Source organism: Bacillus salipaludis (assembly GCF_004358205.1).
On the sequence record NZ_SMYO01000011.1, the window covers coordinates 25,817 to 40,708 of the forward strand.

Here is a 14,892-nt window from a genome sequence, read left to right on the forward strand (position 1 = left end):
TATAGAACCCCCAAGTCAACTTTCATAGGTGTAAAATCCCTGGCCGGATTTGCGTCCTAAACGGCCTGCTTTTACATACTTAATTAAGAGCGGGCATGGCCGGTATTTTTCACCTAGTGTTTTATATAGATATTCCATATTTCGTAATCTAGTATCTAAACCTACTAAATCTGCAAGCGCTAACGGTCCCATTGGATGGTTTAAGCCCAGCTTCATCGACTTATCGATGTCTTCCGCGGAAGCGACACCTTCCATTAATAGATTCATAGCTTCATTGCCGATTAAACAATTCATGCGGCTTGTGACAAAACCAGGGAATTCATTAACTTCCACTGTTTCTTTTCCAAGTTTCTTGCCAATTTCTTTTGCCTTTGTCATCGTTTCATCTGAGGTTTCGAGTCCTCGAACAATTTCAATTAGCTTCATTTTATGGACAGGATTAAAGAAGTGCATCGCAATACATTTTTCCGGTCTTGAGGTCTGAGCAGCTATCTCTGTAGGACTCATTGTTGAAGTATTCGTGGCGAGGATCGTATGCTCCGGACAAATTTTGTCTAACTTTTTGAAAATATCCACTTTCAGTTCCATTAATTCAAATACAGCTTCGATGACAACATCTGTGTCACCGGCAGCCTTTTCCAAACTAGTTGTATATTCAATTCGTTTTAGGGCAACTGATGCCTGTTCTCTTGTTAAGAACCCTTTATCCGCACTTTTGGTCATTTCGGTTTCTAAATAGAGTTTTGCTCTATCTAAATTCTCTTGGTTCACGTCGTTCAATGACACCTGAAAGCCGCCAATCGCGGCAACATACGCGATGCCCCTGCCCATCGTACCGGAACCAACAACGGTTAACTTTTCCATTATTTTAAGTCTCCTTTTCTACTGATTATAAATGGATTCTCGTAGAGGTCATTTTTACATTTAAATAGTCTTCAATTCCTTCAGTGCCGCCTTCTCTGCCTAAACCGCTTTCTTTCACTCCGCCGAATGGCGCCTGTACGGCGAATGGTGCCGCATCATTAATCCCTACCATTCCATATTCCAGTTTTTCGGAAACGCGGTATACCCGTGACAGATCATTTGTATAAAAATAAGACGCCAATCCATATTCAATATTGTTCGCTCGTTCGATTACTTCTTTTTCAGAGGTGAATCGAATTAACGGAGCAATAGGTCCAAATGTTTCTTCATGTAATATTTTCATATCTTCTGTACTGTTGACTAATAAGGTCGGGCAATAGAAGTGGCCATTGTCATAATTTCTGCCGGTAAGTCTTTTCCCCCCGTATAGAACGCCTGCCCCCTTCGCTCTCGCATCTTCCACCTGATCATTCATCTTGGCAATCGCCTGCTCGTTAATTAGTGGACCAATATTGTTTGCTTCATCAAGCCCATCTCCCACCTTTAATTGGGAAACTCTTTCTTTCAGTTTCGAAGCAAATTCATCATAGATGGTATCATGAATGTAAATTCGATTTGCACACACACACTGCTGACCTGTTGAGGCAAATTTACTCTGAATAACACCATCTGCAGCAAGGTCAAGGTCGGCATCCTCAAATACTATGAATGGTGCGTGACCGCCTAATTCCATCGAAACCCTTTTTACGGTATCTGCTGATTGGCGAATGAGTTTTTTCCCGATTTCGGTTGAGCCAGTAAAGGAGATTTTTCGAACATCTTTACTTTCCATCAAGGTTCCCACAATCGTATCCGAATTTCCCATGACTAGATTGACCACCCCTGCAGGGATCCCTACTTCATCAAAAATTTTAAATAATGCGGTTGAAGATAAGGGTGCTTCTTTTGAAGGCTTTAGTATAATCGTACATCCCGCCGCTAATGCAGGAGCCAATTTTCTCGCTGCCATCGATAATGGGAAATTCCAAGGAGTAACGGCTGCTACCACACCGACGGGTTGTTTCGTGACCGAGACCCTTTTATTATTTACTGATGCAGGGATAACCCTTCCGTATACTCTACGTGCTTCTTCCGCAAACCATTGAAAAAATGAAATGGTGCTCTGGACTTCATAACGGGCATTATGGATCGATTTTCCCATTTCTTTTGTAATTAATTGTGCCAGGGATTCGCTTTGTTCCTTTAACTTTTCCACTGTTTTATGTAAAAAAGCTGCACGGCTTTCTGCGGGAAGTTGGGACCAGTTTTCAAATGCTGCTTTTGCAGCTTTGATTGCCTCTTTCGTTTCCTGGACGCCTACCGTATAAACCTGGTCGACCCATTCGCCCGTGGCCGGATTGTACACCTCTATTGTTCCATTTGTTTGAATCCATTCTCCGTTAATGTACAATGTTTCCACTCCTTCCATTTGATTGAATATAAAGAATTTTTTAATAACTATATTATGTTATTTATCATATACCAAATCATATATGATTTCAATTAAAAATATTCAGAATTATATTTTTATTTTTAGGTTTTCTTAAAAGAAAATTTAGTAAAAACTCTATGAATCATACAAACAAGCCGTTTAAATCGTGAAATTTGATTGATATCATATATAAAATCATATATAATTTAATTATGAAAAAGGATAATAAACAGGAAATTGCGTATAAAGTCATTCGGTCTCGTATATTAGAAGGTTTTTATGTTCAAGGTCAGCGTTTGGTCATTGATACATTAGGAAAGGAGTTATCTTTAAGCCCGATTCCTATTCGTGAGGCAATTCGACGATTAGAGGCAGAGGGACTAGTAAATGTAAAAGCATATAGCGGCGCTGTAGTTTCCTTTATTGATGAAAATGAATACTTTGAAGTTCTTTCAACATTATCTGTACTTGAAGGATATGCTGTCTCGATAGGTAGTAATTTTGTTTCAAACGATCAGATTAAGAAATTACAAGAAATCAATATCCAAATAAAAGAAGCTTTAGAGAATTTTAATTTTAATGAGTATATTAAATTGAATAAGGAATTCCATCTGCAATCAATTAATAATTGTCCAAATAAATCCTTATACTCTTTAATTGAACAAACGTGGGAGAAACTCGATACAATTAGACGATTAAAACCTATGTACTTTCCTACTCGAGCTATAGAAGCGATTAGTGAACACAATACCATTATTTCGCTTTTAAAAACGAAAAAATCGTCTCAAGAAATTGAACTTTTCGTTAGGCAGCACCATGTTGCTGCAATTAAAGATTTTACGAAACAACCCAATAACAGTTTTTAAAAAAATAAAGGCCAATACTAAAGGCCTTTTGTTTTGCCACTATTTTTCTAAAAACTAAACTTTCAGAAATAAAAGCAGGGTTCCCTGCTTTTATTTCATTTTTACAACTCATCTATATCAGAATGATCGATAATTGGTAATTCAGGATCTTTGCCCTGCGTAATCATTTTCAGTTCACTTTCTAAAGAATTTAAGTGCTCCATCATTATTTTCTCTGCCAAGTCCAAATTCTGCTCTTTTATTGCTTTAAAAATCACATGGTGTTGGGTATATATTGCATTATCCATTCCGTTATATTGGCCTAATTTTTCTCGAGTGATAGCCAAAGATTCTCTAAATAAATCAGAGGTTGCATCCATCATAATAGAAAGAACTTTATTTTGACTGCACTTTACTAAGTAGGAATGGAATTCATGATCTGTTATAACACTTCGCTCAAAGTCTTTTTCGAGCATAGCCTGTTTCATTTCTACTAAAATTTCTGAGAGAACAGCCAAGTCCATACTGGTTCTCCGAGTAGCCGCTAATTTAATTGCTTGAATTTCAATTATTTTCCTTACTTCCAATAAATCAGAAATCGTGACGCTATCTAAAGCCATTGTATATGAAAGGGTGTGATAGACCCCTTTTAATTCCGGTTCTTTAATATATGTCCCGCCAGCTCTAACCTCAACAATCCCTAGCATTTCCAATGCTTTTAATGCTTCTCTAATTACCGTTCGGCTAACTTTCAACTGTGCAGATAATTCACGTTCAGATAATAAACGATCACCCGGTGATAAACCACCTTCAAGAATTAAGTGACGAATTTCCTCCATTATTTTCACGTATGACTTCACTGATTGCTCTTTGTTTAATTTTATTTTAACTCCCTCCTTTTGTTCTTGGCTCTGTTAAACTTAGTTGTTGATTTCCGCTCCAATCAACGCTGTTCATAAATCAAAATTGTCCTTTAACACAGCCTTGTTCTTAAATAAAAGTATATTTATAAAGTTTTAGAGCTAAACCTTGGTCTAACCATGGTGTTCCTATTTCAATATTATATTGAATCTCAATGATTTTTTCAAAGCACTTTTATACTATTTTAAATTTCCATACTTATTTTGACATAATTTTTTGTCAAAATTGTCCCTTAGGATTAAATAGTTTAAACCTTCCTTTGTGAACTCCCGTTGTTAAATAGACTCCTAAAAGTACAAATAGTCCTCCATAAATTTGAGCACTTGTTATTTTCCCTCCAATGGTTATCGCCATCAATGCCGTCATTAAAGGAATTAAATTTAATGATATCCCTGACTTGCTGAGTCCAATTTTCCGAACGGATAAATTCCACAGGATGTACGAGGATACACAAGGAAACAAAGCCATATAAATAATCCCAATAATAGCCATCGATCCAATTTTAGTCATTTCCAATCCTTCGAATAATGTAAAAGGAAACATAATAAGGACCGAAAAAAACGATGATACTGCAGTAGCTGTAATAGGAGGCGTCTTCAACCTTTTACTTATTAATGAATAAAATGACCAGAGAATAACTGCTACTAACATTAAAAGGTCACCTTGGTTATATCTAGTTAAAAAAAGCTCAAACAAATTTCCTTTTGTTAGTATGATTAAAACGCCCAAAAAAGAGATGATCAGCCCAGAAACTTGAATAAAGGAAAGTTTTTCACGAAGAAAAATGTAAGAAAATAATACAATTACTCCGGGCTGTAAAGAACTGACCAGAGCAGCGTTTGTTGCTGATGTAAACTCAAGTGACTTTAGCAAGAGGAAGTTATATCCTGTAATACCGAGAAAACCCATTAGAAAAAGAGAAATCCATTCATTTTTAATCATTTCCCACTTGGGATTCTCAGTAAAATAGGCAATTGGTAATAGTAAAAACAATGAAAAAAACCAACGTGCAAATGTTGCCCAAAGAGGTGATATGTCGGGAACAACAAAAGTTCCAAAAATAAAATTACCTGCCCAAAAAACATTGGCCCAGAATAAGTAAAACCATACTTTCATATTCATCCCATGATCCCTCGCAGCAGTTTTAATGATATTTACATTTCCTCACCCAATTTGGAAAAAGAGGACCTCTTGAACTTATTTAGTTCAATAAGTTCAATTGGCCCCTTCGTTTTAATAAATTGTTACACTCCCTTGACTATCCAAATCTCTGGCCTCTTCTTCCTGACTAGCTGTTTCTAGACTAAGATTCTTAGTTTCAGGAGCCATAAAAATGGCTACTAGTAGGCCGATTAAATTTAACCCTGCAGTGATTAGCATGGTCGTTCCGACCCCGTAGTTCGCTAAAGCGATTGGTAATCCGAATGTTCCTACTGTCGCACCAATCCTTGAAACTGTAGTTGAAAAACCGACTGCCGTTCCCCTAATATCTGTAGGGAATAATTCATTTGGGTAAGCCCATTCAAGAATAGCAGGGGCACCCGCAAAAAATGCATACATAAAGAACATACTGATAATAATCCAACTGCTTGCTCCAGGAGCAAGCCCCAATACCAGCAATGCAATCGTTGTAAATAAAAATCCATAGATTAATAATGCTCTTCGTCCAATTCGATCAATAAAGAAGGTTGCAACAGTACATCCGATTAAGAAAAGTAATGAGATTAAAGCTGAACCGATATGGGATAAATTTCCATTATCTAACTTGAAAGTTTCTAACAGTGTTGGTGCAAAAGTATATATCGCAAACATCGGTATTAATTGGAAATTCCAGAATAACATCACAAATAATGTACGTTTTCGATAGGCAGGAGAAAACAATTTTAAAAGACTTGGTTTTTGAACCGAACTAGTTGGGATATCTGCCAAAGTTACAGATTCCCCATAAATTGATTTCATAATTTTCAATGCCTCTTCATTTTTTCCCTTACTTAAAAGCCATCTTGGTGATTCAGGTGTTTTTGAACGCAAGAAAATTACAATGAGTGAAGGGATGGCGCTGGACGCTAACATCCATTTCCACGCATCTGGGCCGGAGTCTAATAAGAAATAACCTACAAAGTAAGCAATCGTAGCACCTAAATACCAGGATACTATAAGAAATCCAAGCAGTTTTCCACGATATTTCCTTGGTGAAAATTCAGTTAACAATGAGGTTGCAATTGGATAATCAGCACCGATTGCAATGCCCAGAAGGAGTCTTAAAACAAATAATTGTTCCACGTTTGTTGCAAAAATTTGCAATATGGAAAGGATTAGAAAAGCATATAAATCCAATCGATACATGCTTTCCCGGCCAACCCTATCCGTTAAATATCCGAATAGCAGTCCACCAATAAAGACCCCTATTAAGGCAGAAGAACCTAACAATCCGTTCCATAAACTGTTGATTTCAAATGATTTATTTAATGAAAGTAATGCCATTCCAACTATACTAAGAATATAGCCATCGAGGAACGGACCTCCTGAAGAAAATATTGTTAATTTAATGTGGAATTTTGTTAGTGGTGAATCATCTACAATACTACTTGCTTTATTTACCATTCATTTTCCTCCTATGATTCAATTTATTTTTCATGGTGTGGAAAACCGATTAAGTAATGAGAGATTCATTTATCCATATTATAGATTATTTTATTGAAATAGCAGGATTAAGAGTATTAAAAGAAGAGCATCTTCTATCGTGCATGTTCAACAATGTATGAATATACCTTCATGCCTCTTAATTCTAATTCTTTTAAGAATGGCGCTGTTTCGATACATTTTTCAGGCGGATATACTCCTTTTTGTTTTACTTCTCCCTTCGCAAGCATTTGAGCCACTATCGAAGGAGGTATAGATGTTTTTAATGCTCCCGCTGGAATATTCCATTTCTTTTCGGATCCAACATATACTTCCACCACAACTTTCTCTTTTCGTCCATTCTTTTCTCCAGTTACATCCACTCTAGTTACGCTATACTGATCCCTATCCACATTGGGTTGAACGAGTTTACTAGTGACCGATAATAATGCTTGACGCGGAGATAGCCGCACTCCACCCATTTCGATTGGTTCCGTACTAGCAAAACCCAGTCTGACCAAAAACTCTATTTTTTCATGGAATTCCTTAGGAAGCGCAATACTGAAGGTGGTATTTTTGCATCCGAGTTCTTTAAAAGAATGATAAAGCGTAACTGGTTCAGGATGAATGGTATAAACAGGGTGTGCTAATCCAATAGGTTCCTTAAACTCGATAGGTCTTGAAATTAACGGTTCAATCGTTGTAATTTCTCCTTCTCTAACTACCACTGGATTTAAGGAATATTCATCGATTATTGTATCCAACATGTAGGGTGTAACTAATGGTGAAGAATATTGTGTAAAATCTCTCATAGCAATGATGATATCGATATCTGACACGGTATCAAGTTGCTCTACCCCTGCTAAAGCCATCATATTAGAAATCCCGGGTGCACTTCCCACACCAAGAACAGCTGTAATTCCTTTGGCTGCAAAATCTTCTGTCAATTCTAATTGTTCTTCGGTTTCTTTTGGCCATGCTCCTAGGTCTACATAATTAACGCCTGCTTTTAATGCTGCTCTCGTAACATTAGGGCATAGAAAAGCAGGACCACTATTAATTACAACATCAAAATCTTTTATAATTTCTGCAGTCTCATCCTCATTCAGGACATTAATCTGAGCGGCAGTTAAACGATGATCCCCAATTAAGTTTACTCTTTCCTCAGCCTTTTCATATAGGATATCGGCCACCATTACCTCGGTTACTTCTTCATTTTCTAATAAGTCATAAATGGTACCCAATGCCTGAATTCCTGCTCCGCCTACAACGATAATTTTCAATTCATTACCCTCTTTCTTCTTATTTTAATTCACTACATTTAGATAATTCTTACTAAAAAATTGAACAAGGTTGTTTATTGCAATGGAGAAAATTTCTCGTGATGCTTCCGGGGTATTAAATGCAATATGCGGACTTAAAACAACATTTGACAGAGATAGAAGTGGATTATCCTTCTTTATTGGTTCTTCATCATATACATCAATACCCGCACCAGCGATTCCTCCCTCCTTAAGCAATTCAACTAACGAAGATGTATCTACTATTTCTGCTCTTGATGTATTTAGAAAAAACGAACCTTGTTTCATAAGAGAAAGTTCTTTTTTTCCCAACAAATTTCTTGTCTGATTGGTGAAAGGAATATGTAGCGATACAATATCCGCAGTTTTTAATAACTCTTCTAAACTAGTAAAGGTTAAATCTAATTTGTGTCCTCTTTCGCGATTTGGATTAAAGGTCCAGCAAAGGATCTTCATGCCCAGTGCTTTACATAATTCAGCCATTCTATGCCCAATTCCACCTAACCCTATTAATCCGATGGTTTTTCCTCTCAACTCGAAACTGCTATAGTTTTGATCCCAAATCCCTCTTGAGACATTCAAATGATTTTGATGAATATTTTTTGCTAATGAAAACAATAAAGAAATCGTATGTTCAGCCACTGCGTTATCAGCATATCCAGGAGTATTGGTTACTGTAATTCCAAGTGATGCAGTGTAGTTCAGGTCTACAAAATTTGAAGCTCCAATCCCTGTAAATGAAATAATTTTCAATTTGGGACAGTTCATGATCACTTCATTTGGAATGGACCAGCCTAAAAGAATACCATCTGCATCCTTTACCCTGTTTATAAATTCATCTTGGGTTTTCGGTCTGCCTTCATATATTTGAATGTCCGCAATTTGCTTTAGCGGTCTCAAGAGATCATCTGTCAAAATATCTAAAAACTGCGGATCCGCATCAGGATAAACGATTAACAACTTTTTTCACCACTCTTCGGATTCTTAGTTAATTACAAATGAGGCTGCAATGAAAGTCTGTAATACTAATAGATTTAGATTCTCTTTTAAGATAAAGGACAATCTGATTATCCTCATTTCGCACATCATAAGTTATAAGAGAGACTTTATTAGGAGAAAAAAGTGACTTTCCTGTTTTCAAGTCAAATTCCCAACCATGTAAAGGGCATTTTATTAACTGATCATCAAGGCCATATTTGTATTCTTTTGGATTTGAAGGAATCATAGTTCCTGTTACTGGACCATATATCATCGAAATTCCTTGGTGGGGACATTCATTTCTAAATGCATAAAGATTATTATCCACATTGATAATAGCGATTTCTAACTTGTCTATTTTTACTAACTTTCGATCCCCAGGTTTTAGTTGTTCAGCAGGAAATAAAACTACACGATTTCTGCTTTGTGTTTTTTCGTTTGTTTCCAAATAACTATCACCCCTTATGAAAAATTAAAATCTAAATGTTTGTAAAGCGTTTTCAAAATAAATTTTTCGTTTTAATTCATCTGGAAAACGAAGAAAAATTCTATTGAGATTATCCCCATCCCAATGAGGGTAATCACTGCAAAAAAGTAACATTTCTTCTGCATTTACCATCTGAATCATTTCGAGTAAATGGTTTGGTTTATATGGCTCTTCAATAGGTTGAGTACCTAAACGAATATTTCTCCTTATATACTCACTTGGTGGCATTTTTAACCATGGTACTTCCTGTCTTAGCCCCTTCCAATTTTTATCTAAACGCCACATTAAGTGAGGTAACCAAGCAAAACCATATTCAATAAAAGCAAATTTTAATTTTGGAAACTTCTCAAAAACCCCTTCAAATACTAGACTTGGAATCTGGCGCATAGCAATAATCGGTAATGTTGAGTGCCATTCAATATAAGTAGATGCAGGACCAATGGCTTGACTAGCTGAATATTCAGAAGTATTTTCTGCATCGGGATGTACTAAAATTGGCAAACCATATTCTTCCGCAATTTCATAAATTGGCCAGAAATGACGCTTTCCAAATGGGATGTTCACAACACGTAGATTAATCCCTACAATACCAGGCTTTTTACCAATTCTTTCAATTTCTTTAACACTGAGCTGCGGGTCTAATGGGATGACTTCCATTGTCATTTTATATCTTGGGTCACTTTTTACCCAAGAATCATACAGCCAGTCATTAGCTGCGCGAGTATATTCAGCAGCGAGCGTAACATTATGATGCGCCCCCATCGTTCCGTGACCAATATTAAGAATTCCGAATGTTGTGTTATATCGATCGAATAAATCTCTTGCCAAGAATTTTGGATCTGTTCCGGGAACCCCACCGCTCGGTGTAAATGCATCAATCCGGAGTACATGACCAGGATTACTATACCTTCCCTTAGGAAATTCGAATCCTCCATTATTCTGGTCCTTCAATAGATCGTTTCTAAATCTTCCAATATTTAATTGTTTATGATAGGCTTCATCCAAATATGGGACTAATTCATCTAAAGAAGTCAAAAATGGATGAACATCACAATCAATTAAACTTACATCACTGTTTTTAAAGTCTTCATTTCTTTTTTTCCCCGTTACAATAGTTTCCATTAATAATCACCTCTTTTTCCCTATTGAAGTTTTCCATAGTTATAATGATGTCTTTTAATCATTCGGAACTTGGTCTGACCATGGAATACCTTGATTATATTATAAAGCGCAATACTAGTCAAAATATTTTTAATATTTATAATACTTTTTTAAGACAGCATTAAATTCTGTGCGAAACTTTATTCAAAACAAAAAAGCCACCCATGGATGGCTAATTTTTTACTAATTTATAGGATCATCAACACTCGAAATCTAACATTATAAAAACAGTAAAAACAAAAGGAGTATTTATCGCATACTCCTTTTGTTTCACCCAATTGGGGGCGATTCTGATTTTAAAAAATTAATTGTTATCAATCTGCGCACGCTGTAATTTGCCACTGTAATCCACATAGATCGATTTCCATTCTGTGTACACATCCAACGAAGCTACACCAGAATCCCTGTGGCCATTCCCTGTTCCTTTTGTTCCCCCAAACGGTAGATGAATCTCCGCTCCAGATGTACCGGCATTCACATAAACAAGCCCTGTATCCAAATCACGCATGGCTTGGAATATCCGATTCACATCTGCGGAATAGATCGCACTAGAAAGCCCAAACTCAACGCTGTTATTGACTTCAATCGCTTCTTCTAAACTAGTAACAGCAATAATCGAAACAACCGGTCCAAAAATCTCTTCCTTCGCGATTCTCATCTCTGGAGTTACATCCGTGAAAATCGTTGGGGCATAAAAATTTCCTTTATCTAATCCGTTCTCAGAGACAATTCTTCCACCAGTTAGAAGCTTCGCTCCTTCTTCCTGCCCGATTTTCACATATTCATCAATCCGTTCTAAGGAAGAACGATTGATCACCGGGCCAACCTTAACACTTTCATCAAGCCCATCGCCCATTTTCAATCCTTCGATACTAGCAAGCAGCTTTCTTTCAAGCTCCTCTTTCACATCCTTGTGCACAATGACCCGGCTTGTTGCCGTACATCTTTGACCAGCTGTTCCAAATGCTCCCCATAAAATGCCTTCAACCGCTAAATCAAGATCTGCATCTTCTAAAACCGTGATCGCATTTTTACCGCCCATTTCTAAAGAAGTTCTTTTTAACAACGCACCGGCGCGGCCGTTAATTTCCTTTCCTACTTCATTTGAACCTGTAAAGGAAATTAAATCGATATCAGGATGATCGACCATCGCATTCCCCACGACACTTCCCGAACCATTGACTAGATTTAACAATCCCTTTGGCAGGCCGGCATCTTCATAAATCTTGACGAATTCTTCCGCTACCATCGGCGTTTCGGTTGCGGGCTTCCAGACCACTGCATTCCCGGTCACAAGAGCAGGAAGGGATTTCCAAGAAGCAATCGCAATTGGGAAATTCCATGGCGTAATCAGCCCGGCAATTCCGATCGGAACACGTACGCTCATCGCAAATTTATTGCGAAGTTCAGATGGAACAGTATCGCCAAAAAGTCTCCGTCCTTCTCCCGCCACATAAAAGGCCATATCAATCGCTTCCTGAACTTCCCCTCGTCCTTCCTCAATCACCTTTCCCATTTCACTTGTGAGAATTTGCGCCAATTTTTCTTTTCTTTCTTTTAATAGATAACCAACTTTATATAAAATATCGGCCCGTTCTGGAGCAGGTACTAATCGCCATTCCTTCTGCGCATTTTTTGCTGCTTGGACTGCACGATCCACATCTTCCTGCGTTGATTGTGTTACCTCAGCCAATACTTGACCATTTGCCGGATTTAGAACGGGAGTAAATTTCCCAGTTGAAGATGGACACCATTCACCATTTATATAGTTTAAGATTTTTTTCATCATATACCCTCCAGTTTAGCTAATCATTATTTTTAAATTTTGTTTAATTCTTTCAATCGCTTCGTGTAATCTTTCACTTGGAACGGATAAGGATACGCGGAAATAGCCTTCGCCTGAAGGGCCAAATGCATTTCCAGGGGTTAGAATTACACCCGTTTGTTGCAGAACACTTTTTACAAATTCAGAAGAAGTATATCCCTTTGGAACGGGAGCCCAGATGAAGAAGCTTCCCTTTGGCGGCTCCACCTTGACCCCGATGGATTTAAGCCCCTCCACCATTGACAGCATTCGCTGTTTATAGATTTGATTATGTTTGGCAACACAGCCTTGGTTACTGTTTAAGGCAAAGGCTGCGGCCTTTTGAATCGGCGTAAACTGACCTGTGTCTGTATTGCTTTTTAGGATGGAAAGTGCCTTAATGATTTCTTTATTTCCAACCACATATCCAATTCGAAATCCTGTCATATTATAGGTTTTAGAAAGGGATCCAAATTCGACCGCAACCTCTTTTGCTCCCGCAGCCTGAAGAATACTTGGTGCCTTATATTCATCAAAGGTGACCATATTGTAGGCTGAGTCATGGGCAATCGGGATTTGATGTTTTTGCGCAAATTCAATCGCTTGATTGAAAAATGAAAGATCCACTGTAGCTGCCGTCGGATTCCCGGGATAATTCAACAGCATCAGCCGGGCTTGTTTCACTATTTCTCTTGGAATAGCTGTAAAGTCAGGCTCAAAGTTGTTCTCAATCTTAAGCGGCATATTAAAATACTGTCCATTTGCAAGCATAGTTGCCATCCTATAAACAGGGTAGCTTGGATCTGGAATTAATACGTAATCTCCCGGATCGATTAATGTCGGAATTAAGTGGGCAATCCCTTCTTTTGACCCAATCAATGCCAGCACTTCCGTTTCCGGATCAAGCTTTACCCCATATTGCCGTAAATAGAAATCTGCAACCGCATTTCTAAATTCAGCGCACCCTGTAAAGCTCGGATATTTTAATTGATAGGGATCTTGAAGCTCCTCCACCAATTTATCGACGATATGCTTTGGAGTGGGGAGGTCAGGATCGCCAATCCCTAAATCAATGATATCCACACCTGACTCTATCATCGCAGCTTTTTTCTTATTGATTTCCGCGAATAAATAGGGTGGAATCTGACCTATTCTTTTCGATATGAAACTCACAACCTCACCTCTCATTTCGTGTGGACCTTCTATATTTTCAGAACATTCAATTTCCATATTCTTAATTTATCGGTTTTCACCTCATATAACTATGGTTGTTTTATACAAAAATAACTGCTTTTTTAGCTTGGATTCCGTATGATTTTTACAATCAGCATCTTCCGGTAGGATGCATATAACCAAACCACTTTTTATAAACATAGGTTAAGATGGATTTTTTTGGGGAAAAATATATGGGTAAAACTTCAGAAAAGGAGATGGTTTTATTGTTCCAGCAAAAGAAGGATGAACAAATTGGAAATGTTAATAGTGAAGAGCAGAATCTTGAAAATTCAGCTGCTGACGAAAGATTACCTGAATTTGATGAATTTGGTACGGCATTAAATGATATATAATATCGGTTAAAAACCACAAAAAACCCTTTGCAAAAAAGAGAGTGATCTTTTTCGTGCAAAGGGTTTTTTCATTATTTTTTCCTAGCCTTTAAAACGATTGCTTCGCCTTTAAATGAAACAACCTGATTATTCTCGATCCTAACCTCAAATTTATCTTTAATCTTGTCCGTGGACTTGAGAATGTATTGCGTCAATTCTTGTTTATCCTCTTGGGATAATTTCATCCGATCACACCATGGATCAAAACGGAACGTTTTATCAAACCGATGCCATTCAACGACATCCAGCCCATTTAATTCGAGCATCTTTAGCCATTCTGTCTTTTTCCAAGCGCGAAAATGACTGTAGTCCCGCTTTTTTTCGATGAAATTATAAAACTGGTCATATTCATCCTCTTCCGGGACCACATTGTCATCCAATAAAAACTGCCCTTCATGCTTTAAGACACGATACACTTCTTTTACAAATTGATCGACGTTTGGAAAGTGGTGCGGAGCAATCCGGCATGTGACCATATCAAAGGATTCATCAGAAAACGGCAGATTTTCCGCATCACCATGAACAAAATCAACGTTTTGGTGACCATTTCCCTTGATAAATTTTTCAGCGGCCTGTAACATTTCAGCGGTAAGATCAGCGGCGGTCACTTGTTTGACCAATGGCGCAAAAGCATTGGCCATATGCCCGCCTCCCGTTGCCACATCAAGAAGAGCTTCAGCTCCGCTTACCTCCGCCATCTGCAACAATATTTGCAGATCTTTCCCTTGCTTATGAATCTCGCTAGATACATAGGAGTCTGCACTTTTTCCAAACTGCTGTTGAACGTCTTTTTTAATATCCATGTTCATTTCCCCTAACCGTAATGGAGTA

General features: G+C 37.6%; 14 protein-coding genes. 2 read left to right on the plus strand and 12 right to left on the minus strand.

Features of this window, described 5'->3' with window-relative positions:
- Window positions 1-15 precede the first annotated feature (15 nt).
- A complete protein-coding gene (locus E2K98_RS21225; protein ID WP_133337696.1) occupies window positions 16-864 on the minus strand; it encodes a 3-hydroxyacyl-CoA dehydrogenase in 849 nt (282 codons plus the stop codon).
- 25 nt (window positions 865-889) lie between these two features.
- Entirely contained in the window at window positions 890-2,314 is a 1,425-nt protein-coding gene (locus tag E2K98_RS21230) for an NAD-dependent succinate-semialdehyde dehydrogenase (protein WP_328591990.1), read from the minus strand.
- 233 nt (window positions 2,315-2,547) lie between these two features.
- On the opposite strand from E2K98_RS21230, the gene E2K98_RS21235 reads away from it, so the two are divergent.
- Entirely contained in the window at window positions 2,548-3,201 is a 654-nt protein-coding gene (locus E2K98_RS21235) for a GntR family transcriptional regulator (protein ID WP_133337700.1), read from the plus strand.
- A gap of 101 nt (window positions 3,202-3,302) precedes the next feature.
- Here E2K98_RS21235 and E2K98_RS21240 read toward each other — a convergent pair whose 3' ends face one another.
- The 9 genes from E2K98_RS21240 to E2K98_RS21280 form a co-directional block, all read right to left on the minus strand.
- Entirely contained in the window at window positions 3,303-4,019 is a 717-nt protein-coding gene (locus tag E2K98_RS21240) for a FadR/GntR family transcriptional regulator (protein WP_165976334.1), read from the minus strand.
- A 301-nt stretch (window positions 4,020-4,320) separates the two neighbouring features.
- Window positions 4,321-5,223: a DMT family transporter gene (locus E2K98_RS21245; protein ID WP_133337704.1), complete on the minus strand. Its 903-nt coding sequence runs from the start codon at window positions 5,221-5,223 to the stop codon at window positions 4,321-4,323.
- A gap of 111 nt (window positions 5,224-5,334) precedes the next feature.
- Window positions 5,335-6,705 carry an MFS transporter gene (locus E2K98_RS21250; protein WP_133337706.1) on the minus strand — a complete coding sequence of 457 codons (1,371 nt, stop codon included), beginning with the start codon at window positions 6,703-6,705 and terminating at the stop codon, window positions 5,335-5,337.
- A 134-nt stretch (window positions 6,706-6,839) separates the two neighbouring features.
- Complete coding sequence (locus E2K98_RS21255) at window positions 6,840-8,006, minus strand: saccharopine dehydrogenase family protein (protein ID WP_133337708.1); 1,167 nt, start codon at window positions 8,004-8,006, stop codon at window positions 6,840-6,842.
- Window positions 8,007-8,030: 24 nt separating this feature from the next.
- Window positions 8,031-8,984, minus strand: a complete 954-nt coding sequence (locus E2K98_RS21260; RefSeq protein ID WP_133337710.1) for a 2-hydroxyacid dehydrogenase — start codon at window positions 8,982-8,984, stop codon at window positions 8,031-8,033.
- Window positions 8,985-9,012: 28 nt separating this feature from the next.
- Window positions 9,013-9,450, minus strand: coding sequence for a Rieske (2Fe-2S) protein (locus E2K98_RS21265; RefSeq protein ID WP_165976335.1), 438 nt, complete (start codon window positions 9,448-9,450; stop codon window positions 9,013-9,015).
- A 24-nt stretch (window positions 9,451-9,474) separates the two neighbouring features.
- Entirely contained in the window at window positions 9,475-10,611 is a 1,137-nt protein-coding gene (locus E2K98_RS21270; RefSeq protein WP_133337714.1) for an amidohydrolase family protein, read from the minus strand.
- Window positions 10,612-10,954: 343 nt separating this feature from the next.
- On the minus strand, window positions 10,955-12,436 hold the full coding sequence (locus tag E2K98_RS21275) for an aldehyde dehydrogenase family protein (protein ID WP_133337716.1): 1,482 nt from the start codon (window positions 12,434-12,436) through the stop codon (window positions 10,955-10,957).
- Between the two features lie 15 nt (window positions 12,437-12,451).
- Window positions 12,452-13,627 (minus strand): LL-diaminopimelate aminotransferase, encoded by a 1,176-nt coding sequence (locus E2K98_RS21280; RefSeq protein ID WP_133337718.1) that lies wholly within the window; start codon window positions 13,625-13,627, stop codon window positions 12,452-12,454.
- A 233-nt stretch (window positions 13,628-13,860) separates the two neighbouring features.
- On the opposite strand from E2K98_RS21280, the gene E2K98_RS31110 reads away from it, so the two are divergent.
- Window positions 13,861-14,022 carry a hypothetical protein gene (locus E2K98_RS31110; protein ID WP_165976337.1) on the plus strand — a complete coding sequence of 54 codons (162 nt, stop codon included), beginning with the start codon at window positions 13,861-13,863 and terminating at the stop codon, window positions 14,020-14,022.
- A gap of 71 nt (window positions 14,023-14,093) precedes the next feature.
- Here E2K98_RS31110 and E2K98_RS21285 read toward each other — a convergent pair whose 3' ends face one another.
- On the minus strand, window positions 14,094-14,864 hold the full coding sequence (locus E2K98_RS21285; protein ID WP_133337720.1) for a class I SAM-dependent methyltransferase: 771 nt from the start codon (window positions 14,862-14,864) through the stop codon (window positions 14,094-14,096).
- Window positions 14,865-14,892 lie beyond the last annotated feature (28 nt).

Bases quoted from the DNA above. Each gene is read 5' to 3' on its own strand.
- E2K98_RS21285 (WP_133337720.1), bottom strand. From the start codon at position 14,864: ATGGATATTAAAAAAGACGTTCAACAGCAGTTTGGAAAAAGTGCAGAC.
- E2K98_RS21240 (WP_165976334.1), bottom strand. From the start codon at position 4,019: ATGGAGGAAATTCGTCACTTAATTCTTGAAGGTGGTTTATCACCGGGT.
- E2K98_RS21235 (WP_133337700.1), top strand. From the start codon at position 2,548: ATGAAAAAGGATAATAAACAGGAAATTGCGTATAAAGTCATTCGGTCT.
- E2K98_RS21270 (WP_133337714.1), bottom strand. From the start codon at position 10,611: ATGGAAACTATTGTAACGGGGAAAAAAAGAAATGAAGACTTTAAAAAC.
- E2K98_RS21250 (WP_133337706.1), bottom strand. From the start codon at position 6,705: ATGGTAAATAAAGCAAGTAGTATTGTAGATGATTCACCACTAACAAAA.
- E2K98_RS21275 (WP_133337716.1), bottom strand. From the start codon at position 12,436: ATGAAAAAAATCTTAAACTATATAAATGGTGAATGGTGTCCATCTTCA.
- E2K98_RS31110 (WP_165976337.1), top strand. From the start codon at position 13,861: ATGGGTAAAACTTCAGAAAAGGAGATGGTTTTATTGTTCCAGCAAAAG.
- E2K98_RS21245 (WP_133337704.1), bottom strand. From the start codon at position 5,223: ATGAATATGAAAGTATGGTTTTACTTATTCTGGGCCAATGTTTTTTGG.
- E2K98_RS21225 (WP_133337696.1), bottom strand. From the start codon at position 864: ATGGAAAAGTTAACCGTTGTTGGTTCCGGTACGATGGGCAGGGGCATC.